Raw genomic sequence first — 25454 nt, 5'->3', positions numbered from 1 at the left:
TAAAAAGCTTTTAGGCAACTTTATTCAATAATCGATAATCTGCGGCATTTGGCTTTTTTGTTTTGAGCCAGTATTTCCAGGTATAAGTTGGCCATAAGGCAAAGTTCTTGCCGCCTTCCTGCTGATACCAGCTGACACACCCAGATTGCCACACGGTCTTTTCAAACATATGTTGTACCTGCTGATTAAATGTATCCTGTGCCTGGTCTTTAACCATAATGGCATCGCTTTGGGATTGATCGACCAGTTGCATCAATTGCAAAATATATTCAACTTGTGCCTCAATCATAAAAATGACAGAGTTGTGTGCCAATAGGGTATTTGGCCCCAGTAACTGAAACAGGTTTGGAAAGTCTTTCACGCAAATTCCATAATAGCTTTCAGCACCTTGTTTCCAGACTTCATTCAGTTCTACGCCATCAAGCCCGGTACATTGAAAATTCTTCATATAGATACGTGGATCGGTAATGAATCCGGTGCCATAAATCAGACAGTCAATCGGCCGCTCTTTTCCATCTTGTGTAATGATACTGTGTTCAGTCAGTTCCTGAATCTTCTCGGTCACCAGTTCTACATTGTGGCGGTTAAACGTCGGGAAGTATTTATTTGAAACCAGAATACGTTTGCAGCCCATGATGTAATCGGGAGTTAGTTTTTTGGCCAATTCAGGGTTTTTGACCTCATATTTAATGAATAGTTCTGCCAGTTTTTGGGTGAATTTCATAATGCCCGGTTTGACAATCGGTACCACACGCGATTCATTTGACCAATACAGGCGGGCACGGTGTAGCTTTCTAAACCAGTCATATTTTTTAAAGAGTTTCTTTTCAAGATTCGGGTAGGCACGTTCATCCCGAGGAATGACCCAAGCCGCAGTACGTTGCATGACATACAGTTGTTTGCATTTCGGGGCAATTTCCGGAATATATTGAATGGCGCTGCCACCTGTTCCAATCGATGCGACATTTTTGCCAGTCGGGTCATAAGTGTGATCCCATTGCGCAGAATGAAAGACTTTGCCTTGGAATTTCTCAATACCGAGAATATCTGGGATTTGCGGAATATGTAAAGGTCCGGAAGCGAATATAACAAACTGGGCTTCAAGGATACTTTGATCCTGTAGCTGTAATTGCCATAGACAGCGTTCTGCCTAGTAATGTGCTGCCAGTACTTCGGTATTTAAACGGCAAAAAGCACGCAGGTTATAATCGGTCACCAGATCCTGAATATAAGAAAATATCTCGGGTGCTTCCGCATAACGTTTGGACCAATTGCTTTTCGGTGCAAATGACAAGGAATATAAATGTGATTGCACATCACAGGCTGCTCCAGGGTACTGATTGTCCCGCCAGGTTCCGCCAAAATCGCTACCTTTTTCAAGAATAATAAAATCATAAATACCATGCTGTTGTAAACGTATTGCCATGGCAATCCCTCCGAAACCAGCTCCAATAATGGCAACTTTAGTATGGGGATGGGAACGTGTAGCGGTGGCATAATCTAGCATCAGTAAATTCCTTACTTATTTTAATGTTGGATATTTATCGTAATTTGCTCCTTGATGATTAGACAGAAAATTGATCTAAACGGCAATAGCCGACACATTATTTTTATAGTACAACTAGAATAATCACATTGTATTTGTATGGTTATGAAACGTTCTGTTCTCAGTCTGATGTATTTGATTCAAGGAATGCGCAAGGCTGGCATGGAGGTCGATCAGAAACTGCAAAACATTGGGCTGCGTGTAGATGCCTTTGATCCAAGCTCGGTGATCCATCCGAGTCTGGAACATGATGTGCTTAAGGTGGTGGGACAGGAAATCCAACCTGAACAGGGATTATTGATTGGCCAGCATTATGCTTTGGCAGGTTATGGTCCCTTACTCATGTTGCTGGTGACCAGTCCTACGGTACGTGATGCATTGAATCAGGTGATCCGTTTTCAGCAGTTGACGCATTTGACCGGTCAGTTGGCCTTGCAGCAAAGCGAGCATCATAGCGCGCTATGTTATCGAGCCAAGCAGCAGGATGATCATTTGAGAATGTTGCTGGCACAGGCAGAGATTTCCGGAACGTTTAAGTTTATCCGGGAAATCTACAAATTGATGGGCTTATCCAAACCTGATTTGCGGATCGAGTTGCCATTTGCCTATCCAGAAGATCTGAATACCTTAAAGGTCTACCATGATTATTATGGAACACAGGTACAGTTTGATGCATCTCGGGCAGCATTCTGGTTTGATGAAGCAGTGCTAGATATTAAAATTCCCTCTGCGGATGCGGTGACTTTTGCCGTCTATGAAGCCAAATGTCTGGCTGAACTGGAACGCTTGCAACAGGATGAGCAGACGCCGACTGTGGTGCAGCGCGTGCAGGATTATCTGGAGATCCAAAGCGGCCTGATGCCGAGCATGGCTGAAACGGCACAGGCGCTGAATATCCCGGAACGAACCTTGCGGCATCAGTTACAGCAGTGTGATACCAGTTATAAGCAGATTCGCGAAGAAATTATTAAAGATAAAGCTTTGCGACTGATTGAATACAAACAGTATTCGATTGAAATGATTGCAGAATTATTAGGCTATTCCGAGCCGGCTGCTTTTAACCATGCCTTTAAACGCTGGTTTGGGCAAAGTCCTCGGCAATATATAAAATAGCCTAAGTTTGTTTATGCCAAAGTGTTATAGCGTGTTGATTAAACTCCGCTATAATTAAATTGATCCCAAATAGTACGAAATTCTATGTCCGATTTTAATTCACAGCACAGCACCGCTTTTAGTCCGATTTCTCCTGCAGAACGTTATGCGCAAGCGATCTCTTCAGGACAGTTTATGCCTGATGAAGCACAGGCAATGGCAGTACATGAACTGAATCGTGTCTGGCTGGAATTGATTCAGCGTTTTAAGGCATCAAAAAAAGCATTTCGCCGCTTTCGCCGTCAGACGTCTCCGAAAGGCGTGTATATGTGGGGCGGAGTAGGGCGTGGCAAAACTTGGTTGATGGATCAGTTTTACGATTCGATTCCGTTTCGCCGTAAAACCCGGATGCATTTTCACCATTTTATGCAGCATGTGCATCGTGAGTTAAACAAATTATCCGGACAGCGTAATCCGCTAGATATCGTGGCGGATCGGATTTATAAAGAAGCGGTCATCATCTGTTTTGATGAATTTTTTGTATCCAACGTAACGGATGCGATGATTCTGAGCGATCTGTTCCAGAAGCTGTTTGAACGCGGTATTACTTTGGTTGCTACCTCGAATATCGCACCGGACGGTTTATATAAAAACGGCATTCATCGTGACCGTTTTATGCCAACCATCGAACTGGTCAAGAAAAACTGTGTGGTGTTAAATGTCGATGCCGGAGTCGATTACCGTCTACGGGTTTTGAAACAGGCACAACTGTTTAAATTCCCGTTAACACATGATCATAAAAACTGGATTGCTCAACGTTTTAGCGCTTTGACCCAGACTCAGACCTGTTCTGAAGAGCCGATTATTATCAACAACCGTATTGTTGAAACCGTGTCACATACTGAAGATGTATTGTGGTGTGAATTTTCTGAACTGTGTTTAAAGCCACGCAGTCCGGCTGATTTTATTGAAATCGCCAATATTTATAATACGGTTTTGGTGAGTAATGTACCGCATCTGACCGATTTCCTGAATGATGGAACGCGCCGTTTTATTTATCTGGTCGATGAATTTTATGACCGTGGCGTCAAGTTACTCTTAACCTCGGAAGATAATATCGTGGATATTTATCAAGGTGAGAAACTGGCCTTTGAAATTGAACGGACCCGTTCCCGTTTGCTGGAAATGCAGTCGGATGAATACCTGAATTCTGAACATCGCCAGATTGAGAAAATCGTCTCCGTGAACGGAGAGTAAGAATAAAAGCGCTGGTTATTTACTAGCGCTTTTTTTATAAAAATAGGTACTTAAATTATCGACAAGCCTGATCAAACATGGCTTAATCTTGATCTAAATATGATCGTGTATAACTAGAATGCATAATTTTTACTCGAAAATCTGAACTTAAGTCTAATTTCTACATTTCGAAAACTTTATACACTGTCATTAAGGTATTTAGCAGAATGATATCTATTTGTAACTGAGAAAGATCAAATATGTTTATGAGGGTATTCATATTGGAAAAAATGCTCAGTATTTAGCAATGTGATAATACTATTCAGCTAGATTTTAATCGGTATACTAGAATCTCTTGTATAAAAAGTAGCAATATCAGGAAAGACAATGACTGCACGTATTCAAAAAGGCAAGTTAGCGATTGCTAAAGAACTTTACGATTTCATCGAAAATGAAGCACTACCAGGTTCTGGTTTAGACAGCGAAACATACTGGAAAAACTTTGAACAAGTCGTTGTTGATCTTAGCCCTAAAAATAAAGCACTTTTGGCTAAGCGTGATGACATTCAGGCGAAAATTGATGAATGGCACCGCAATAACACATTTGAATTACAAGCTTACAAAGCTTTCTTGACTGAAATTGGCTACTTGTTACCAGAAGTAGAAGATTTTCAAATCAGCACTGAAAATGTAGACGAAGAAATTGCAGTACTGGCAGGTCCACAGTTGGTGGTACCGGTACGTAATGCACGTTACTGCCTGAACGCTGCAAACGCACGTTGGGGTTCTTTGTACGATGCACTTTATGGTTTTGACGTCATCTCTGAAGAAGATGGCGCGGAAAAAGGCAAAGGTTATAACCCGAAACGTGGTGAGAAAGTTATCGCATTTGCAAAGAATTTCCTCGACGAAACTTTCCCATTGGCACAAGGTTCGCATGCAGACGCAACTCAATACGCAGTTGAAGGTAATGCACTGGTTGTTACCCTAAAAGACGGTTCAAAAACATCTGTGGCAGATGCGGCTAAATTCGTTGGCTACAATGGCGAAGCTTCAACACCGACTGAAATCGTATTTAAAAATAATGGCCTGCACGCTATTGTGCAAATTGATGCCAGCAGCCCGATTGGCCAAACTGATGCCGCTGGTGTAAAAGATGTAGTTCTTGAAGCGGCGGTTACGACCATTCAGGACTTGGAAGACTCGATTGCAGCTGTTGACGCTGAAGAAAAAGTAGAAGGCTACCGTAACTGGTTAGGCCTGATGAAAGGTACTTTAGAAGAGTCTATTGAGAAAAACGGTAAAACTGTTACCCGTAAACTGAATGAAGACCGTACTTTCAAAAATGTAGAAGGTGGTGAAACTAAAGTTCACGGCCGTTCATTGATGTTGCTGCGTAATGTTGGTCATTTAATGACAAACCCTGCGATTCTGGTAGATGGCGCAGAAATCTATGAAGGCATCATGGATGCATTGGTTACGCCATTGTTGTCTTTTGCAGACATCAAAGGTGAAAACACCATCAAGAACTCGCGTCAAGGTTCAATGTATATCGTTAAGCCGAAAATGCATGGTCCTGAAGAAGTGGCATTTGCCGTTGAATTGTTTGAACGTGCAGAACAGGCACTTGGCTTACCTGCAAAAACTTTAAAAATCGGGATTATGGATGAAGAACGCCGTACTTCTGTGAACTTGAAGAACTGTATTGCACAAGCCAAAGATCGTACGATCTTCATCAATACAGGTTTCATGGACCGTACCGGCGATGAAATCCATACCTTTATGGAAGCTGGTCCATTCGTTCGTAAAGGCGAAGTAAAAGGCCAAATCTGGTTCCCGGCTTATGAAAACCGTAACGTGATGATTGGTCTGCAAGCAGGTTTACGTGGTAAAGCACAAATCGGTAAAGGCATGTGGCCAAAGCCAGACATGCTGCTTGACATGTACAAAACCAAAACTGAACATCCTGAAGCGGGTGCGAGCTGTGCATGGGTTCCATCACCTACAGGTGCGGTGATCCACGCGATTCACTATCACCAGATTAATGTTGCAGACCGTCAGCAAGAACTATTGTCGACTCAGCCTTTATCTCTAGATGATTTGTTGACACCGCCATTGGCGAAAGACACTAACTGGTCTGAAGAAGAAAAAACCAAAGAACTTGAAAATAACTGTCAAGGTATCTTGGGTTATGTCGTTCGTTGGGTAGATTTGGGTGTAGGTTGTTCTAAAGTGCCAGACATCAATGATGTCGGTTTAATGGAAGACCGTGCAACTCTACGTATTTCTTCACAACACGTTGCGAACTGGTTGCGTCACGGTATCGTAAGTCGTGAGCAAGTAGAAGAAGTCATGCAACGTATGGCGAAAATTGTGGATGAGCAAAATACCAATGATCCACTGTATACGCCAATGTCTGCTGACTTTGCCAACAATATTGCATTCCAGGCAGCATCTGACCTGATCTTTAAAGGTGGTGAGCAGCCATCAGGTTATACTGAGCCGCTTCTACATGCAGCGCGTTTAAAGTTAAAAGGTTATAAAGGTGATTAATCCTGTCTAGCTTAAAAAGCCTCTTCGGAGGCTTTTTTATTGTCTAATGGTAAGCCGCTGTCGTTCTGACTAGAAATTTTCCAGCCGAACTTTTAAAGTGGGGCAAAGCATGCGAGGAAACAATAAAATGACAACGGTATATCAAAATTTAGACCAGCAGTTTATTCATGGTCAGTGGCAAGCCGGTACTTCAACCAGAACAATAAAAAATATCAACCCCTATACCCAGAGCGAAATTTTTAGCATGGCAGCTGCCAGTTCTGTCGATGTCGACAGTGCTTATACCGCAGCAGAGCAGGCTTTCCAGCAAGGGGGCTTGAAATCCATTGAAGTACGTAAAACAGTGCTGCAAAATTTAATCGCGATCATTCAGCAGCGTCGGGACGAAATCATTGACTGGCTCATTATTGAATCAGGCAGTACGCGCATTAAAGCCAGCGTTGAGGTAGATGCTGCTCTGGGCATCATTCAGGAAAGTCTGGCTTTTCCAGACTGGATCCAAACAGAACAGCTGGAAAGTAAGGATCCGGCACGTAAAAGTATGGTTTTGCGCAAGCCCTTAGGCGTGATTGCTGTCATTAGTCCATGGAACTTTCCATTTCATTTATCCTTACGTTCAGTGGCAACTGCAATTGCCTGTGGTAATACCGTTGTGCTGAAGCCAGCCAGTGATACACCAGTGACTGGCGGCACCTTAATTGGTAAATTATTTGAAGAGGCAGGTTTGCCTGCAGGTGCACTGAATATTGTTGCCGGTGCTGGCAGTGAAATCGGGGATTATTTTGTTGAGCATTCAGTGCCGAAAATGATTTCATTTACCGGCTCCACCGAAGTGGGAAAAAGTGTTGGCAGTAAGGCTCTAGCCAGTTCGAGAATCAAACGTCTGGCACTTGAACTGGGTGGCAATGCACCTTTGGTCATTCTGGATGATGCCGATCTTGATCTTGCGGTTGAACTAACGCTGATGGGGCGTTTTATGCATCAGGGACAAATTTGCATGAGTACTAACCGGGTCATTGTCGATGCCTCTATTCATGATGCTTATGTAGATAAGCTCCTGGATCGGATCAAAATGATTCCGGTGGGTGATCCAAATCTGGAAGATACCGTGATCGGTCCGATCATTAACCAGAGTCAGGTTAAAAAGCATCAACAGATCATTCAAACGGGCAGCGAGCAGGGCGCGCAACTGGTCTATGAAGGAGGCATTGAAGGGAATCTGGTTTCTCCGCATATTTTTATTGATGTTGCGGAAGATTCCGATCTGGCGCAGCAAGAAAGCTTCGGTCCGATTTTACCTATCTTAAAAGCCCGGGATGAAGCACATGCTTTAAACCTAGCCAATGCGACCGAGTTTGGCTTATCCAGTGCAGTATGTACTTCAAACATCGATCGAGGCACTGCTTTTGCCGCACAACTAGATATTGGTATGACGCATATTAATGGCATTAGTGTAGCAGACCAGTCAAATGCACCCTTTGGCGGCGAAAAAAATTCAGGATTGGGTCGTTTTAATGGCCGCTGGATTTTTGAGGAGTTTACCCGAACACATTGGTTGACTGTACCGAATTCATAACAGGCAATGCGCCTAAAACTATAGAAATACGACAGGCTTCGACTTGGCATCACGGTATAATGTTATGGTCGAATGATTTACATATATGAACCATGTGCGCCAATTTTAAGCTTTTAACCTTAGAGCAGTTGCATAATCTGGGATTGCCAGAAATTCCTTTTGAATATCCAGAGGAGGTCTATCCCAATTATGCTACACCGCTTTTGTTTCATTCAGCTCAAGGACTGGAATGGCGTTCCGTGAATTTTGGACTCATTCCGAAATGGGCAGAAGACAAAACTATAGGTACCAAGACCTATAACGCCAGAAATGAAACCTTACTGCAAAGGCCCACCTTCGCTGAAGCCACCGCCAAATGTCATTTTGGCGTCATTCCGGTATCGGAATTTTATGAGTCCAAATATTTTGACAATAAACCGCAGCGTTGGGGTGTAAGACGTAAAGATGGTCAGGCGACTTTTATTGCAGCTGTGTATGAGATTGCTCGGGTACAAGGTGAAATTGTACGCTCTGCCAGTATGATTACTATGGATGCAATTGACCATCCCATGATGAAGGAGTTTCATGAGCCGGGTAATATCAAACGCTCGGTTATTGTGATTCCACAGCAGCGACTGCAAGAATGGCTAACGCTAAGGCATCCGGATATTCGTAGCTTTGTAGAGGGCTTTCCGGTAGAAGAGTTTGAATGTTCACATGTACCAAAAGAAAAAATCAAAAAAGTCAGTCCACAACTGAACTTTTTTGATTTTTAGAAAGCTCTGGCGAATTATTTATTATTATAAAGTATGCGCCAATTCGCCAGCGTCTATTTAAAATAAAAAGTAGGTCTTTAACGAGCTAAATTTTTGAAAATATGACGTAAACTTTCCATGGTTTTTTCAATTTGCAAAGGCGTCAGGCCTTCAAATGACTGTTCCAGTACGACATTGGTCAGATCATTGATCTTATGTGTCATTTGCATGCCTTTGTCAGTCAAAAATACTCGGGTAATCCGTGCGTCATCCTCACATGAATAGGTTTCGACCAGACCTTCGTCTTTTAAGCGGTAGACAATTTTAGTCGTGGTCGACATTTTAGAAACAACCATCTCTGACAAATCAGAAACACTGGCATGCGGTTTGGCTTTTAGTGCAAGAAGGATGCGGCGGCGGGAATTGTCAACACCATACTTTTTTAGTGCATGATCGACATTAACGACGTATTGAGCATGAACCTGAGTTACCCAATAATATGGAAAGTTTTCTAAATTAAATTCTTCCGTACACGGCAAAAATTTTGCATATTTCTTAGTCATGAAATGTTCCTTGTATTTATTTTTCTAGGGCCCGTTCATTTTATGAAAAAGTTTATGCATATTTCAACCTTTATTTTAAAAATGTTAAAGCGCTAACACTTTTTAGTTTTGCTTAACATCCCAAGGAGTTGATCAGTTCTGCATGTGAGCCTTATCTGGCGCGAAGATTGTTCTTTAAAATCGGATGAAAGGCGATAATATTTTGTATAAATTTAATTCCTCATTATGTATTTCGTGAGTAGAAATGTTTTCCAAGACTTTTTATTGTTCTTAAGCAGCCTGTCTGAATAGGTTTTAATGCAAATGATTGTATTTCAATAAATTAATCGATTTAAGAAATATAGGGTGATTGAGTGGTTTTAGTCAATATAGTAAATGATTATTTACAGCTATATTTTTAAGTGATTGTTCTTTCAATAAAAAAATAGTTTATGCTCTAATCTTTAAGTGACGTTAAAAATAATAGCCTAATCAAACTAAATTCTGTTTATTTTTAATTCAATTCGAATAAATGATGTAGAAAAAATTAAAATTAATCAGTTTCAGCATCAATCAGTTGATCATAAAAGTCTCAATAAAATCATGATCATGTAATTTTTTTGTAAATTAATACATTACAAAATACTCAGTTTATGCATAATGGAATAGTCTTAAGTTGCATAGGTTAAATTTTAATGGATCCCTCGCCGTGCGTTGATCTTCCATCTCTATTTCTAGCTTACTCGAACGGGGTCATTCTCTAATGGAATTTTTATTAGATCCCGGAATCTGGGTAGGTTTAATTACTCTTATTATTCTTGAAATTGTTTTAGGTATTGATAACCTAGTCTTCATTGCCATTCTGGCTGAAAAACTTCCTCCTGAACAACGCGATAAAGCACGTGTTATTGGTTTGTCTCTCGCATTATTCATGCGTCTAGGCCTGTTATTTGCCATTGCCTGGTTGGTCACTTTGACACAACCATTGATTACTGTGTTTGACTGGACCTTCTCCGGTCGGGACCTGATCTTGTTATTTGGTGGCTTGTTCCTGGTGTATAAGGCCGTTACTGAGCTGCATGAAAAGATTGAAGGTAAACCTGAAGTCACAGTGTCTACCAATGTGGTATATGCAAGTTTCACTGCTGTTGTTGCACAGATTGTTGTTTTAGATGCTGTTTTCTCTTTAGATTCAGTGATTACCGCCATTGGTATGGTCGACAATATTTATGTCATGATGGCTGCCATGATTGTCGCAATGGGCGTGATGCTACTGGCATCGAAACCATTGACCAATTTTGTGAACCGTCATCCAACCGTGGTGATTCTGTGTTTAAGCTTCCTACTTTTGATTGGTATCAGTCTAATTGCAGAAGGTTTTGGTTTCCATATTCCTAAAGGCTATATCTATTCAGGTATTGGTGTTGCGATCATAATTGAAGCATTTAACCAGTTTGGTCAGCGTAATGCTGCTAAACATGAATCTAAGATTCCTTTGCGTCATCGTACGGCTGACTCGATCCTAAAGTTAATGGGTGGCAAGTTAGAGACGACAGATACTCAAAATAATGAGGCACAAGAAACCTTTGCAGATGAAGAACGCTATATGATTGGTGGGGTGCTTACCCTTGCAGAGCGTTCAGTCGCTTCGATCATGACGCCGCGCGGTCAGATTTCATGGGTTGATCTGGAAGATAGCCCAGAACAGATCCGTGAAAAAATTCTGTCTGTTCCACACAGTCTGTTCCCGGTATGTCGCGGTAGCCTAGATAAGGTGATTAGCGTAGTACGTGCCAAAGAATTATTGGATGTACTGGAAGAGCCGGAAGAATTAAAAGCACTGATTAAACGTCATCGCCCAATTTATATCTTTGAAAAGATGAAAGTTATTGACGCGATTAATACCTTGCGTACTTCTAAAGGTTCTTTGGTCTTGGTGAGTGACGAGTTTGGTAATGTACAGGGTCTGATTTCACCGCTGGATGTATTTGAAGCAATTGCTGGTGAATTCCCGGATGCAGACGAACAGCTGGATCTGGTGAAAGTGGATGATACGCACTGGATCGCATCGGGCATGTTAGACTTGTATCAGCTTGAGCTGGAACTTGGCATGATTGATCTGATTGATGAAGATGCTGGTTATATCAGTGTGGCGGGTTTGATTCTGGATAAAACCAACAGTACGGTTGAAGTGGGTACCGAGTTAAATTATCAAGGTGTTCAGTTCAAAGTCACTGAAATTGAAAGCAATCGTATCAAGTCGGTCAGCATTCATTACGCAGGTTAAACAGGTGTTTTAAACACTTTGTTTGTTCAAATCTTAAAAGTCAGTTGCTTTGGTGGCAGCTGGCTTTTTTAATGCATATTTATAAAGCTGATTCATTGAAATGAAAGTTAGCTCATTATTTGAACTGATTTTTATCAGTCTATTCATACTATTAGTCATGTTCCCGATTGAGCTGAATATCCTAGTATTGCACTGGGATTTTGAAGCCAAAAAAGTCAAATCAGCAATCAAAAATAAGCATGATCAGGCTTTAAATATTGATTTATGTAACCTGTTAATCAAAACTTAAAAGTCATATTTAAATACTGACAAAAAATTGAACTACAATTCACATGAACTAGATTTGCATGATGCAAACAGATCTTAAGTAAAATGGAAACCGTTTGTGTGGAAATCACTAGATAAGTTGCATGAAGCCTACTCAGTTCAGAATAAAACTACTCAAAAATGATCTCCGAAAGAGCTAGACAAAACATTTCTAATGAGGTGAATAGAGCAAATGAGCAGGATCAATCTAAATAGGGGCGTTTATCTATTCAAGAGAATAAACACCCTGTGAAGCGACCAGTAAACTAAATGGATTCTGGCAGAATTTTAAAGTTGGCGTATTTTCGGATTGTTTCAGTATTGAGTTGGTGGATTTCATCCAGAAAGGCGACATTAAAACTGCCTAACTGTTGTGCGCGTTCAAATGCCAATTGACCGGCAATTGCAAAATGTACATGTGCCGTTAATGCAGCAAGGGCTGGAGACGTTACTGCACTATAGGCAGCGATCAGTGCACCGAGTGCACATCCCATTGCCGTGATTCGGGGCTGTAAAGCAGAACCGCCTGACACCTGTATCACAGGATAGTCTTTCGAAATAATGTAATCAGATTCACCGGAGATTGCGATACATTCACAATGATCCAGCAAACTTCGCGCCTGTAAATAAACATCCGCACTGTCTACTGTGCTGTCTACACCCTTGGACTCGATCTGCTTGCCAGCCAAAGCACCAATTTCAGAAGCATTGCCTCGTAAAATCGTAGGCTGGGAATGCATCAACTGATCTACGACGCCAGAACGCCAGCGCAGAACTGTTCCATAACCGACCGGATCAAGCACCCACGGTTTTTGCAATTGATGTGCAGTTTTCGCAGCAATCTGCATCGCCTGAACCTGCTCTGTCGTCGGTGTACCCAGATTCAGACTGATTGCTGCTGCAATCTTGGCAAAACTTTCAGCTTCAAAAGGATTGTCGATCATGGCCGGAGAAGCATGTGCAGCCAGTACAATATTGGCGACATAGTTGCTGGCCACCGTATTGGTCATGATATGCACCAGGGGTTGCTGTTGCTGAAGTTTCAACCAGGCTTCACAGATCTGGTCCAGAAGTGTTTGCTGTAATGCTTGCATCGAAGTAGTCATCGTGGTCATTTAGAATAGGAGAAAGATTCGTTGTATTCGGTCAGCGGGTAAAATAATGGTCTTGATGCTTGCAGCTACGACAGAACAGGCTGACATAGTCACTGGCATCATAATCCACCGACAGTTCCTGTGAGCCGCAGTGCATACAACGTTTCTGGGAATAAAATTTCAGGCGGGGTTCGATCTTGTGCCACGAACGCCATACTGGCTGAAAGAAGATATTTTCATCATAGCCCAAAAACCGATAAAACAGGATTTCGCTCATCTTGCTGAATGCCAGTTGCGGTGGACGCGGCAGGGTAGAGGTTTCCCATTTTTCTGTAACTGAACGTTCGCGGTACTGCTGCAAGGTTTTTTTCAGCAGATTGGTATTAATAAAGTTTTCATTGCGAGGCTTGAGGGCTTTTTGTTTGTACAGATATTCCAGTCCTGTTTGTACCAGATAATAAATCTGTCCCACAGCCAATACATCCAAAAGACGATAGCAAAAAGTCTGAAAGCTCTGATTTCCGGCAATCTGCACATTCCAGCTACGGCAATAGAATTGGGCAAACTGAATGATTTCTTCATATAGCAGGCAATAGAGTGCATCTTTGACTTCATCTGCACTTTTAAAGGGCACACCTTGGCTCAGGTTTTGATAAAACCAGTTGCGCAGCTGCTGGGTGATACTGAACAGGGTCGGTTCAGAATAACCATCCAGTCGCACATTAATATAATAATGCTGATTTTCCTGCTGGAGATCTTTGGGAATCAGAACCTGATCCCGGATCAGGCTTTTTACCAGACCATGTTGGAACAGATAGTTGGGACTGATGGAATAATATCGAATTTGATGCCAGTCAATATATTCACGATGCTGGCTATATTCCTGCACCTGTTCATCCAGAATCGCAAGTAAAAACAGTTTATTGATAAAACTGAGCTGATTCAGCTCAAGAACCGGCCGATCCTGTTTTTTATGATATTGACGGTTTTCCTGTAAACGGACTTCCTTGAGCATTCGTTTACGCTGCGCCAGACAGTGTTCACAATAACAATTGTGCTTTTGATCGGAATAAAGCTGATGCTGGCAATGACTGCATTCATGATAGTTCAGTTCCTGATCATATTGCTCTGCCTCAATCCAATACATCGATGCCTTACACAGCGGGCAGTGGGTACTTTCATCAAGCTGTTTTTGCAGAACACTGAATACCATGGTCGCGAGCAACTCTAGAATGGACGGGCATTTGATTATACACGGCTGATGAGATGCAAACGTAGTGGACTGGTGCAATTTTTCTAAATCAAAAATAGTCACCCAAACAGGAGAAGAGCTACCGAAGTAGCTCTGATTTTAAAAACATAAAATGACGCTTTTTAAACCGGGCAGGGTAATGTGTCGTCCTCCTCGCCGCGGTGTTTGGCATGAATTAAGGCCTGAACCTTTTTAGAGGGCACTTTTTTGGCACCGAGTGCATCGTAGGTGTTGAGAATGGCAGTCACTTCATGGGCCTGAAGCGGAATGCCTTCACAGCTCATCAACAGGGCAATCACTTTATGGTCAATATTGGCCTGATCCAGGGTCTGCAAAGTTTTGATATTTTCGATCCGTACAACATGCTGTTTTAAATACATGGCTCACCTCATCATCGTTATCATTATTCTTTCATTGGAAGTGTGGAAAAACACAGTTTAACTTTAGCAAGAAGTGTGCTCATTTTTTAATCTGTATTTATGCGGTACGCTGCAAATAAAATTATATATTTTTAAATCAGTGATTTATGAAAATGTAAGAAATTATGATTCTGACTGTTTTTATGGCACAGATATTTCTTATGTAGAGCCGAGTGCTGCTCAATTAGGCAGAATGCATTGAAAGTGGTGCACGAAATGCCCATATTAGATCTAACAATACAAATGCACAGACAGCGTTTAAAACTTGGCGTATGATTTTGACATGAACAATGTCGAATACGATAAAAGATTAGGACAGGACATGAATATTGCGGCAAACCCGGTGATCGAAGCGGATCAAACCATTTATTTAAAAGACTATCAAAAACCTTCCTTTATTGTTGATTCCATCGACCTGAATATTCAAGTCTATAGTGACCACAGTCTGGTCAGCAGCAAGCTGGAGATGCAGCGCCAAACTGCTGGCGATCTGGTTCTGCTTGGCCGCGATCTAGAGCTGCAATCGATTAAGTTAAATGGTCAAACCCTGAATGCCAGTGACTACCACTTGGATGCTGAACAACTGGTGATTGCCAATGCACCTGATCAAGTGTTGCTTGAAATTGTGGTTAAAATCCACCCTGAAAGTAATACGATGCTGGAAGGTTTGTATCAGGCCAGTTCAGATCTGTTTGTGACCCAAAATGAACCAGAAGGGTTCCGTAAAATTACTTTCTATCCAGACCGTCCAGATGTGTTGTCGGTCTTTACGACGCGTGTCGAAGCAGATAAGAAATATCCGGTTTTGCTTGCAAATGGTAACCTGCTGGAAACAGGTGAAGTCGATGCCAATCGTCACTATGCCGTGTGGCAGGATCCGACCAAGAAACCGAGCTATTTGTTCGCCTGTGTCATTGGTGATTTGGCAGTGATGAAAGATTCCTATGTCACCTCAGAAGGCCGCAATGTAGCTCTGGAAATCTACGCAGAAGAAAAAGATATTCCAAAATGCAAGATCGCCATGGAAGCGCTCAAACATTCCATGCGCTGGGATGAGGAGCATTATGGTCTGCCTTATGATCTGGATAACTACATGATCGTGGCGACCAGTGCATTCAACATGGGTGCCATGGAAAATAAAGGTCTGAATATCTTCAATACTTCATGTGTGCTGGCCGATGAAGAGTACACCACTGATGCTGCTATCATGCGAGTGCAGTCGGTGATTGCGCATGAATATTTCCATAACTGGACTGGTAACCGGATTACCTGTCGTGACTGGTTCCAGTTGTGTCTGAAAGAAGGCTTGACCGTATTCCGTGATCAGTCTTTCTCGGAAGATTTACAGTCGGCTGCGGTACAACGTATTGATGATGTAGCAGTTCTCAAAGCGCATCAGTTCCCCGAAGATTCAGGCCCATTGTCACATCCACCGCGTCCGGATCATTTTGTAGAAATTAACAACTTCTATACCGCCACCGTTTATGAAAAAGGTGCGGAAATTAACCGCATGATGGCGACCTTGCTTGGCAAGGAAAAATTCCGTCAGGGAACCGATGAATATTTCCGCCGTCATGATGGTCAGGCGGTAACGGTGGAAGACTGGGTATCTGCACTCACCGCAGGTTCAGGGGTGGATCTATCCAACTTCCTGACCTGGTATAACCAGCCGGGTACGCCTAAACTTGAGGCAAAAGCTGAATATGATGTAGAGACCCAAATCTATCGCCTCAGCTTTAAGCAAAGCCTGAAACCGCATGCCAAATACCCGAATCTGAAAGCAGTTCCAATTCCAGTGGCTTTGGCATTGTTTGATGCTGAAACCGGTGAGCAGCTAACGCTGAACTCTGAGGCACTCTTTGAAAATGGCGTGAAAGATGGCGTGTATCTGTTTGATCAGGATGAAGCCACGATCGAATTTAGCGGTGTGACAGCAAAACCAGTGGTGTCCTTGCTGCGTAATTTCTCTGCACCAGTGAGTCTGGACTTTGACTATTCAGAGAAAGAGCTGGCTTTCCTGTTGCAATATGAAACGAATGGTTTTAACCAGTGGCAAGCAACTCAGACCTTACTCGAGCGTATCTTGCTGGATGACCAGCCTGCAGAAATTTATATCGAGGCTATGCTCAATACCTTGCCGGATGTGATTGAGAAAGATCCGCTGTTGGCATCACGTCTGTTTGATATTCCGTCGGAAGGTTATTTAGGTAGCCGTATTGATCAGGATTATAATCCAGTCATGATTCAGGAAAAACGTGAGGCTTTGCTGCATACCTTGGCACGCGCTTTTGGAGAAACAGCGAAAGAAACTTATCTTAATCTGGATCCTGATCTGCAATCTGAATTCTCGCAAGCGATGGGTGTGCGCGCCTTAAGAAACATCATGCTGACGATGATGGCTCGTCAGGGAGATGCATTTGCCTTTGATTTAGCTTATGAGCAATATCATACGGGGAATATGTCTGAACGTTTGGGTGCACTGAAAGTCTTGGTCTGGAATGATGCACCACAAGCAGAAGAAGCTCTGGCCGATTTCTATAGCCGCTTTGAAGATGAAGCCTTGTCTTTAGACCAATGGTTTATGGTTCAGGCAGCCCATCCAAAAGCAACAGATGAAACCATTGCGTATCTGACCCAGCATCCGGATTATGATCTGGCTGTGCCTAACCGTATCCGTGCAGTGAGCGGGGGGCTGAATGCTAATCCGGTCAATACCTGGAGCTTTGGCGTGCAGCATTTTATTGGACTGGCAAAATATCTGGACGAGAAAAATCCGATTGTAGGCTCACGTTTGCTACAGGTATTGTCACGCTGGTATACCTTGGCAGAACCGCAACGCAGTGAAGTGAAAGCACAGCTTGAAACCTTAAAGCCACTGGTTAAATCTAAAAATGTGTCTGAGACACTCAATAGTATGCTCAGCGTATAACATCAATATTCATAAAAAACCGGATCGACCTGATCCGGTTTTTTTTACTTTTCAAATGCTGTCTTTAAATACAGTTGAATTTCCCTAAAGGCCGAGTTAAGTATCAAAGGGTGTTACAGTATGATTATATGGAAAAGAGTATTTGTTTATTAAGCTGTAAGCTAGGTAAAGGGATCTACAGATTCGCTTACTAGAGGTTGTCCAAGATATGTTAGTGAAAATTGAAGATGGTTTTTATTTAAATAGCCAGCATATTATTGCCGTACATGTCAGCAAGAATCCTGAAAATGGCTTACTTGAAATCTCCATTCAATATACGCCGCATTCCATTCAGCAGGTCGGAGAATACAAAAAAGTATTTCAAAGCCAGCTTGATGCTGAAATTTTCTTAAGTGAGTTAAATCAAAAACTTCGCTAAAAGCCTGCATCATACAGGCTTTGATCAAGCATCTTATTGTCTGACGATGAGTACTGGAATAGAGGAAAGTGCCAGAACATTTTGAGCGACACTGCCCAGCATAAGTTTTTGCAGACCTTTACGACCATGTGAACCCATAATGATCATATCGGTCGGGGATTCATTTGCAGCCTGCATAATGCCTTCTGACGGTGCCATGCCATGCAGGATTTTTGTCGTCACCTGGATGCCATCACGAACAAAGTTCAGTTTCAGTTCATTTAAACGATCAAGTGCATTTTGTTCTGCATGCATAAAGTAATCTGTGACTGCAGGAGCAACTTTGTAAAAATCTACGCCCTTAAAGGGATCCACCGCAATCACACTGAGTAAAGTGACATGGCTATGAAATACTTTGGCCAGTTCCAGGGCATGATCTGCGGCAGCATAGGAAATCGAGGACTCATCGAGTGCTACGAGAAGATGATCATAGTTATTCATGGTGCTTCCTCATATTTATTATTGCAGTAAAGGGGGAGTGTGGTTTAAGCGAGTAAATCTCCACAGCATGTTTTGCTAGAGGTTCAAATGTAAAGTAGCAAGTACTGCGCATCTTGAAGATGCGCAGCATCAGGATTATTTTTTCACGATCAGTACGGGAATTTCACTCGCACCCAATACATCTTGTGCAAAGCTGCCCAGAATCATTTTCTGGAAGCCTTTACGGCCATGAGAACCCATGATGATCAGGTCGGCTTTCACCTCACCCGCGGTTTCAGCAATATGTTCTGCATTGACTAAACCTGTGACAATGCGGGATTGCGCTTCAATACCTTCACCGGCTGCGATGGCAGTGGCTTCTTTCAAGGCCTTTTTGGCATTGGCATGTGCCTCGATAAAATATTCCTTCATGATGGAGGAGCTGTAATAGAAATCAGCCTCGGTAAAAGGATCTTCTGCGATCAGGCTGATCAGGGAAAGCTGACTACCGAATGCCTTGGCAATTTTGGCAGCATGTCGTACTGCAGAAAAGGAAATTTCTGAACCGTCCACTGGGACTAAAATATGTTGATAAGCCATGGCTTTTCTCCGCAGGTTGTCTGATTTTTAGGCTTGGTTTATTGATAGCACAGTGCTGTGGCGGGTGCAATTGCAAAAAAGCGGTAAAATTGAAAAAACTCATTAAATTACAAATATTTTTCATGTAAAAGTCATGAAAAAACAGAGTAAAAAACTCGGAATTGTAGTTTTTATGATCAAAAATAAGAGCATGAATAGTCCTTGTTTGCAGCAGGATGGTTTAAACTGCCGTAGCCTGTTTTTAGATCATGTATAGGGGACAGTTTTGAGGTTTTTTGCCATTCATCTTTTGCTCATAGGTTCAGTTATTCTTTCCGGCTGTCAGACCGCACAGAACAGTAAAGTCATTGCCGGTGCTTTTAACCTGACCACAGGCTTGCAGCAAAAAGTGATGGATCGTTATGCGCCTGGTGCGGTTATCGTCCAGCAAAATATTACCTATGCGCCGCAACAGAAATTATCTCTGGATCTGTATCAGCCGCAGAATATTGCCAGTATTGGCCCGCGACCGACTATTGTCTGGATTCATGGCGGCGGCTGGATTTCAGGTTCTAAAGAACATGCACGCGGTTATTTCAAGCTGCTGGCGGCACAGGGCTATAATGTGGTATCCGTACAATACCAGTTTGCACCAAAAGCGACCTATCCTAGCCAGTTACACCAGATCAATCAGGCACTTGAATTTCTAGATACCTATGCAGACACCTACCAAATTGATGCCCAGAACTTATATCTGGCCGGAGATTCTGCCGGGGCGAATATAGCTAGCCATTACGCCGCGCTTTTGACCAATCCTGTATTTGCCAACCAATCCGGTATTCAGCCTCATCTGCAACCCGCGCAGCTTAAAGGTTTAATCTTGCATTGTGGAATTTATGACTTGGAAGCATTTGCCAGCACAGCGCCTGAAGAAATGAAAATTATTGAATGGGGTGTCTTTAACCTGATTCAGGCTTATACCGGCGATCGTAAATATGATGCCGAGTTTTTAAAGCAGATTTCTCCGATTCAGTATATTACGCCGTCTTATCCGCCCGTGTTCATCAGTGGCGGGAATAAGGACTTCCTGACCGATACTCAGTCGCTACCATTTGTAAAAGCTTTGAAGGAACAGCAGATTCCTGTGACTGAAATATTTTATCCAGAGTCTAAGGCCTGGCTCATTCATGAATATCAGTTTTTTATGGGCAAAAAGGAAAGTCAGCAAACTTTTGTCAAAACCCTGGATTTTTTACATCAGCTTTCCCCGTGAAGAGAAAACTGTGCAAAATGAATCTCTCAAGATTGATCGTGTCAGATCGTCCCGACAGCAATCATTGAAAAATAGTTTGGAGTTTAAAAAATGAATCCTGTGTCATGGGCATATTTATTGTTGGCATTGGCTATTATTGCCGAAGTGACTGGATCAACATTTCTGGTGAAGTCTGAAGGCTTTACCCGATTATGGCCATCTCTGGCAGTAGTCGTTTTATTCTGTATTGCGTTTTATTTGCTGTCTCAGGTGATTAAAGTAATCCCCTTAGGCATTGCATATGCAATCTGGGCGGGAGTAGGCATCGTTCTTACGGCAATCGCAGGCTATGTGATCTTTAAGCAGGCGCTAGATTTGCCCGCTTTTATCGGGATTGCACTGATCATTTCCGGTGTGGTGGTGATTAACCTGTTTTCCCAGACTGCAGGGCATTAAAAAGGCAGACAAGGTAGCTGCCTCATTTCTACAATAAGCTTATGCCACTTGCGGTTTAAGCTTAAACAGCAAATAAACCGTCAAACCAAGTAGCAGTCCCCAAAAAGCGGAGCCAATACCAAAAAACTGGATATTAGAGGCGCTAAACAGGAATGTCATCAGTGCTGCTTCACGGTCATGACTGTCCTGAAAAGCCAGCGCGATATTGTGGCCAATGGTGCCAAACAGGGCAATGCCTGCCAATACTGTAATCAGAATCCCCGGAAAAGCCATTAGTACACTGGTCAAGGTCGCAGCAAAAAAACCCATCAGGATATAAAACAGGCCGCAGCTCATACCGGCAATATAACGTTTGGCCGGATCAGGATGCGCTTGGACATCCAGGCTGACCGCCGCACTGATTGCGGCAAGATTGACACTAAAACAGCCAAATGGTGCCAACATCGTCTGTGTAATACCCGTCCAGCCTAGAATAGAATTTACTTTCGGCGGATAACCATAACTTTTGATGACGGCCAAGCCAGGCAGGTATTGCGATGCCAGATTAATCACCATTAAAGGTAAGGCCAGTCCTAAAACAGCTTGCAGGCTAAATTCAGGTGTAATCCATACCGGCTGGGCAATACTCCAGTTCAGCTGCGGAATAGTAAAATTAATAAAGAACGGACAGAGGGCAATAGCCATTAACACGGTAATCACGATGCTATAGCGCGTACTCAGTTTTTTGGAAACCAGATAAATCACCAGTACACAAAGCACGAATTCCCAGGACTGTTGCAGACTGCCAAAGACCGAGATGCCAAATTTTAATAAAACACCTGCCAGCATGGCACTGGTCAAACTTTGTGGAATAAACTGGAAAATTCGCTCGAAAATTCCAAAAAATCCCAGACAGGCAATCAGGATGCCAGAAATCAGAAAAGCGCCAATTGCTTCACCCAGACTATAGTGACCGGCAGAAGCAATGACCAGTGCCAGACCGGCAGTCGACCAGGCGGTTGAAATCGGATAACGATATTTCCAGGAAAGCAAAAATCCAGAAACTCCAATACCTATACCCAGTGCCCATAACCAGGAGCTAATTTGTGCCTGATTAGCACCTAGGCTTTGAGCGGCTTCAATGACCAGTACGGCGGAAACACTAATACCAATCATGCAGGTAATAAAACCGGCCATGACGGCAGGAAAGGAGAGATCTTGTAAAAGTTTTGGCATCATCCATGACACTATTTTTAAATGCGTTTAAATCATACGCTTTTCACGTATCAACACAATGTTTTTAACAATTTTATCCAAAGGTCTACTGGTTTGAAGCCGATCATTGCTAGAAAGTTGAAGTCGCCAGTTTAAGGCCAAAACCGCAAAACAGGATCCCGACCGCTGCGACACAGCTGGCAGTCACTTTATAATTTTGGTTGAAATAGGACGCCAGTTTTACACCAGAAAAAATCAGGATTGAAAGATAGGTCATACTGATCAATTGCAAGATTACAGCCAGAAGCGTGAATGTCAGGGCTGGATAAGGATAGGCAGGATCGACAAACTGCACAAAAAAAGACAGATAAAACAGAATCGCTTTGGGATTTAAAATACTGATTGTGAGCGCTGTACGAAAGGGCTGAACAGATTCTACCGTATCTGGAGTCGTCTTTTTAATCTGGACGCGTTGTGATGACTTTTCCGGAAAGAAAGTCTGGTAGGCCGCAATGATTAGCTTGATACCCAAGTAACTGAGATAGATCGCTCCAATAACTTTCAGTGCAATAAACAGTACCGGAAAGGCATGCAGTAAAGAAGCTGCTCCCAATGCTGTACATATAATCAGGATCAGATCACCGGTATAAACCCCCAAGGCACCCATATATCCCGTCTTAATCCCAAAGCGCGAAGCAATCGACATGACATACAGGGAATTCGGCCCGGGCAGTAGCACAATCAACGTGGTTCCAATGATAAAGGTCGTTAGATCTGTGATACCAAACACGAAAAACTCGCATGAACAAAAAAGCCGATGCGGCATTATAGCAACATCGGCTTGGAGAAATTTGCTAAATTTTCTTTAAATCTCAGTGGTACTCAGGAAAGTTTCACGTAATAAAGCAGCCAGTTGCTCACGGGCTTTAATGAAACCGTCAATGCCGCCTTGCAATAATTCACTGGCCATCGGATCCTGTTTCAGTTGTGCTTCAAAATCGGCAGGGCTGATTGGGCTGAGTTCACCTTGAACTTTAATATCTTTGGCTGAGAGTTGGGCCTGCACTTCACGCTGATCATTTTCCAGTTCGGCCAGCAGGTTTGGTGCTACCGTGAGCAGGTCACAGCCGCTCAAGCCTAGAACCTGATCAATACTGCGGAAGCTGGCACCCATGATTTCAGTCTGAATACCATGCGCTTTATAAAATTCATAAATACGCTTAACCGAAAGTACACCCGGATCTTTTTCAATCGGGTAAGACTCAACGCCTTCAGCTTTTTTGTACCAGTCCAGAATACGGCCGACAAAAGGCGAGATTAATGTTACTTTGGCATCAGCACAGGCATGGGCCTGATGCTGACCAAACAATAAAGTCAGATTGGTATGAATGCCTTGTTCTTCCAGTGCTTTCGCTGCCTGAATGCCTTCCCAGGTAGACGCGATCTTGATCAGAATGCGGTCTGAGTCAATTGCATATTGCGCATAAAGTGCCAGTAACTCTTTGGCTTTGGCAATGGTAGCTTCAGTATTAAAGGACAGCGAAGCATCGACTTCCGTTGAAACACGACCTTCAATCAGTTTTAAGATTTCTACACCAAATTTGACCGTTAAAATATCAATAGTCCGTTCAATCAGAGCGTCATCTGCATAGCCTTCTTGCTGGGCTTGCTGAAAAGCAGCTTCAATCAAGGCCTGATTTTCAGGTTGTTTTGCTGCTGCAGTAATCAGCGATGGATTGGTGGTTGCATCAAGCGGACGAAATTTTTCAATGGCACTCAAATCACTGCTGTCTGCCACAATGGTCGTCAAGTTTTTTAATTGGTTTAATGCAGTTAATGTCATTACGATCTAGTTCTATGGTTATTGCTTATGCTTTCTTATATATCATAAATGGCCGGTTTACCAAGTAGACTGTCGTTGAATTTCTGTGATTAATGGCCGGTTTTACGTTGTTTGCGCAAGTGATTAATCAAAAAATGAGCAGCTGTGCCTAATCGGGTTTCTCTGCTCCAGACCAGATCAACAAAATATTCAAACTTTGGGGTGAAATCGAGCAGGTTGAGAACCTGTAACTGATCTTGCAAATGTGGCTGCTCATTCAGCATTTCGAGTGGCAGAACCCCCCAGCCCAGTCCTTGCTGAATCATGCTGCAAGCCGAGTGGTGGTTGTCGGTGCGCCAGTAATTTCGTGAAAAGAGTAGTTCCGGCTTGATGGTGCGATCCCGACTGGCCACCACAATCTGCCTGTTTTGCAAAATCTGTTCATAACTGACTTGATCGAATTGACTTAGGGGATGCTGTTTGGCGATTACAGCGACCAGTACCTCACGTTTCAATTCCACAAACTGTTCCCGTGTTTCCAGTTGTTCGCGTTCAAACATCAGGGCCAGCTGCGCTGAACCTTCGAACAGCATACGATGTGCATCTTCCTGAGGTGCACTAAATACATTGACTTGCAGTGCAGGAAATTCCTGTTCCAGTAACACGATATAATCGGTCCAACGCGTATGCAGTAATTCTGAAACCACCACAATATTCAGTTCAGATTCCAGGCCTGAACTTAGGGCTTGAGCATGCTGTTTCCACTGATTCATTTCGACCAGAAGTTGCTGGGTTTTTTCATACAATACCTGCGCCTGTGCGGTCGGTTTTGGTTCACGACCTATACGCTGAAACAGTTCTAGATGCAGGTCAATTTCCAGATTGGCAATGGCCATGCTGACTGCGGAAGGTACTTTACCTAGTTGACGGGCAGCTGCAGAGAAAGAACCGGTTTCCATCACGGTTTTAAACATCAGTAGCTGTTCTTGATTAACATTCATAATTTTATCTTTCATTTTTATTGATAGATTCTAACTCGAATAGTCAGATTTAAAGAAATAAAATTCTTGCATCATGTAATGAATTGAGCTGATTTGATATGTTAATTTCCAAAAGAAGGTTGATTCATGCCGCTTTATATGAAGGCATTTTACTGGTCGTGATCGCTGTCCTGCTAAGTACTTTGATGCATATGCCGCTTGAGGTCACAGGTATGCTAGGAATTGCCATGGCTCTGACCTCAGTACTCTGGAACATGTTGTTTAATCACTATTTTGAAAAGTTTGAAGCCAGACATCATTTGAAAAGAACCATTAAAGTGCGAATTGCTCATGCAATTGGCTTTGAAGGCGGTTTGATGCTGGCGACCATTCCGATGGTGGCTTATGCCTTACACATGAGTCTGGCTCAGGCCTTTTTGCTGGACTTAGCTCTAACCCTTTGTATTCTCGTATATACCTTTATTTTTCAGTGGGTTTATGATCATCTAGAAGCCAGACTGGGGCTACAGCCGGATTATCGGAAAATCTCATCATAAAATATGCCATAAAAAATACCACACAGTTCAGACTCCCTTTTCAGAATGCGAAAGGTGAAATATTCAGCGATGAGGACTTGATCAAGTCCTCATTTTTTATGCTCGAACCCAACTGAAAATTAAGCTATAAGACTTTGATTTTTTATTTTAATTTTTAAATTTATTGGGGAA

The 25454-nt window shown here is 42.7% G+C and carries 21 protein-coding genes and 1 pseudogene; 11 read left to right on the top strand and 11 right to left on the bottom strand.

The features are described 5' to 3' along the window. Positions 1 to 10: 10 nt before the first annotated feature. Positions 11 to 1507, bottom strand: a pseudogene (locus FTV08_RS06565) (flavin-containing monooxygenase). 144 nt (positions 1508 to 1651) lie between these two features. Between FTV08_RS06565 and FTV08_RS06560 the strand changes: the two are divergent. From FTV08_RS06560 to FTV08_RS06540, 5 genes are all read left to right on the top strand, one after another. Continuing rightward, a complete protein-coding gene (locus tag FTV08_RS06560; RefSeq protein ID WP_004645451.1) occupies positions 1652 to 2659 on the top strand; it encodes an AraC family transcriptional regulator in 1008 nt (335 codons plus the stop codon). An 84-nt stretch (positions 2660 to 2743) separates the two neighbouring features. Then, positions 2744 to 3895 carry a cell division protein ZapE gene (zapE, locus tag FTV08_RS06555; RefSeq protein ID WP_153566230.1) on the top strand — a complete coding sequence of 384 codons (1152 nt, stop codon included), beginning with the start codon at positions 2744 to 2746 and terminating at the stop codon, positions 3893 to 3895. A gap of 366 nt (positions 3896 to 4261) precedes the next feature. Beyond that, entirely contained in the window at positions 4262 to 6427 is a 2166-nt protein-coding gene (locus tag FTV08_RS06550) for a malate synthase G (RefSeq protein ID WP_180086914.1), read from the top strand. A gap of 127 nt (positions 6428 to 6554) precedes the next feature. Beyond that, positions 6555 to 8003 carry an aldehyde dehydrogenase family protein gene (locus tag FTV08_RS06545; protein WP_180086913.1) on the top strand — a complete coding sequence of 483 codons (1449 nt, stop codon included), beginning with the start codon at positions 6555 to 6557 and terminating at the stop codon, positions 8001 to 8003. Between the two features lie 92 nt (positions 8004 to 8095). Next, positions 8096 to 8758 (top strand): SOS response-associated peptidase family protein, encoded by a 663-nt coding sequence (locus FTV08_RS06540; RefSeq protein WP_180086912.1) that lies wholly within the window; start codon positions 8096 to 8098, stop codon positions 8756 to 8758. Between the two features lie 77 nt (positions 8759 to 8835). Here the strand turns inward: FTV08_RS06540 and FTV08_RS06535 are convergent, their stop codons facing one another. Next, positions 8836 to 9300, bottom strand: coding sequence for a MarR family winged helix-turn-helix transcriptional regulator (locus FTV08_RS06535; protein WP_004278843.1), 465 nt, complete (start codon positions 9298 to 9300; stop codon positions 8836 to 8838). 742 nt (positions 9301 to 10042) lie between these two features. Here FTV08_RS06535 and FTV08_RS06530 point away from each other — a divergent pair. Continuing rightward, positions 10043 to 11566, top strand: a complete 1524-nt coding sequence (locus tag FTV08_RS06530; protein WP_180086911.1) for a TerC family protein — start codon at positions 10043 to 10045, stop codon at positions 11564 to 11566. A 572-nt stretch (positions 11567 to 12138) separates the two neighbouring features. Here FTV08_RS06530 and thiM read toward each other — a convergent pair. The 3 genes from thiM to FTV08_RS06515 all read right to left on the bottom strand — a co-directional run bounded on the left by thiM (position 12139) and on the right by FTV08_RS06515 (position 14598). After that, positions 12139 to 12987 carry a hydroxyethylthiazole kinase gene (gene thiM / locus FTV08_RS06525; RefSeq protein ID WP_082180536.1) on the bottom strand — a complete coding sequence of 283 codons (849 nt, stop codon included), beginning with the start codon at positions 12985 to 12987 and terminating at the stop codon, positions 12139 to 12141. A gap of 31 nt (positions 12988 to 13018) precedes the next feature. After that, a complete protein-coding gene (locus tag FTV08_RS06520; RefSeq protein ID WP_085064296.1) occupies positions 13019 to 14179 on the bottom strand; it encodes a hypothetical protein in 1161 nt (386 codons plus the stop codon). A 161-nt stretch (positions 14180 to 14340) separates the two neighbouring features. Beyond that, on the bottom strand, positions 14341 to 14598 hold the full coding sequence (locus tag FTV08_RS06515) for a hypothetical protein (RefSeq protein WP_004278839.1): 258 nt from the start codon (positions 14596 to 14598) through the stop codon (positions 14341 to 14343). Positions 14599 to 14959: 361 nt separating this feature from the next. Here FTV08_RS06515 and pepN point away from each other — a divergent pair, with 361 nt between their 5' ends. After that, complete coding sequence (gene pepN / locus FTV08_RS06510; RefSeq protein WP_180086959.1) at positions 14960 to 17566, top strand: aminopeptidase N; 2607 nt, start codon at positions 14960 to 14962, stop codon at positions 17564 to 17566. 208 nt (positions 17567 to 17774) lie between these two features. Further along, positions 17775 to 17984: a hypothetical protein gene (locus tag FTV08_RS06505; protein WP_004278836.1), complete on the top strand. Its 210-nt coding sequence runs from the start codon at positions 17775 to 17777 to the stop codon at positions 17982 to 17984. A 33-nt stretch (positions 17985 to 18017) separates the two neighbouring features. On the opposite strand, the gene FTV08_RS06500 is transcribed toward FTV08_RS06505, so the two are convergent. Then, complete coding sequence (locus FTV08_RS06500; RefSeq protein WP_004278835.1) at positions 18018 to 18464, bottom strand: universal stress protein; 447 nt, start codon at positions 18462 to 18464, stop codon at positions 18018 to 18020. Positions 18465 to 18599: 135 nt separating this feature from the next. Next, positions 18600 to 19043, bottom strand: a complete 444-nt coding sequence (locus FTV08_RS06495) for a universal stress protein (RefSeq protein ID WP_180086910.1) — start codon at positions 19041 to 19043, stop codon at positions 18600 to 18602. Between the two features lie 265 nt (positions 19044 to 19308). On the opposite strand from FTV08_RS06495, the gene FTV08_RS06490 reads away from it, so the two are divergent. Next, complete coding sequence (locus FTV08_RS06490; RefSeq protein ID WP_180086909.1) at positions 19309 to 20295, top strand: alpha/beta hydrolase; 987 nt, start codon at positions 19309 to 19311, stop codon at positions 20293 to 20295. Positions 20296 to 20385: 90 nt separating this feature from the next. Next, the gene (locus tag FTV08_RS06485) at positions 20386 to 20730 is read left to right on the top strand and encodes an SMR family transporter (protein ID WP_005252206.1); all 345 of its coding nucleotides are present in this window, start codon (positions 20386 to 20388) and stop codon (positions 20728 to 20730) included. Positions 20731 to 20769: 39 nt separating this feature from the next. Here the strand turns inward: FTV08_RS06485 and FTV08_RS06480 are convergent, their stop codons facing one another. From FTV08_RS06480 to FTV08_RS06465, 4 genes are all read right to left on the bottom strand, one after another. Continuing rightward, positions 20770 to 21945, bottom strand: coding sequence for a benzoate/H(+) symporter BenE family transporter (locus FTV08_RS06480; RefSeq protein WP_005252204.1), 1176 nt, complete (start codon positions 21943 to 21945; stop codon positions 20770 to 20772). Between the two features lie 109 nt (positions 21946 to 22054). Beyond that, positions 22055 to 22714: a leucine efflux protein LeuE gene (leuE, locus tag FTV08_RS06475; RefSeq protein WP_004278829.1), complete on the bottom strand. Its 660-nt coding sequence runs from the start codon at positions 22712 to 22714 to the stop codon at positions 22055 to 22057. 75 nt (positions 22715 to 22789) lie between these two features. After that, a complete protein-coding gene (gene tal / locus FTV08_RS06470) occupies positions 22790 to 23767 on the bottom strand; it encodes a transaldolase (RefSeq protein ID WP_180086908.1) in 978 nt (325 codons plus the stop codon). Positions 23768 to 23856: 89 nt separating this feature from the next. After that, positions 23857 to 24747: a LysR family transcriptional regulator gene (locus FTV08_RS06465; protein ID WP_218947178.1), complete on the bottom strand. Its 891-nt coding sequence runs from the start codon at positions 24745 to 24747 to the stop codon at positions 23857 to 23859. Between the two features lie 98 nt (positions 24748 to 24845). Between FTV08_RS06465 and aceI the strand changes: the two genes are divergently transcribed. Beyond that, the gene (aceI, locus tag FTV08_RS06460) at positions 24846 to 25283 is read left to right on the top strand and encodes a chlorhexidine efflux PACE transporter AceI (protein WP_180086906.1); all 438 of its coding nucleotides are present in this window, start codon (positions 24846 to 24848) and stop codon (positions 25281 to 25283) included. Positions 25284 to 25454 lie beyond the last annotated feature (171 nt).

The sequence above is a fragment of the Acinetobacter sp. YH12226 genome, assembly GCF_013417805.1.
GTDB lineage: Bacteria > Pseudomonadota > Gammaproteobacteria > Pseudomonadales > Moraxellaceae > Acinetobacter.
The sequence above is the reverse complement of the archived record's forward strand: the minus strand, read 5'-3'. Positions and strand labels throughout refer to the sequence as shown.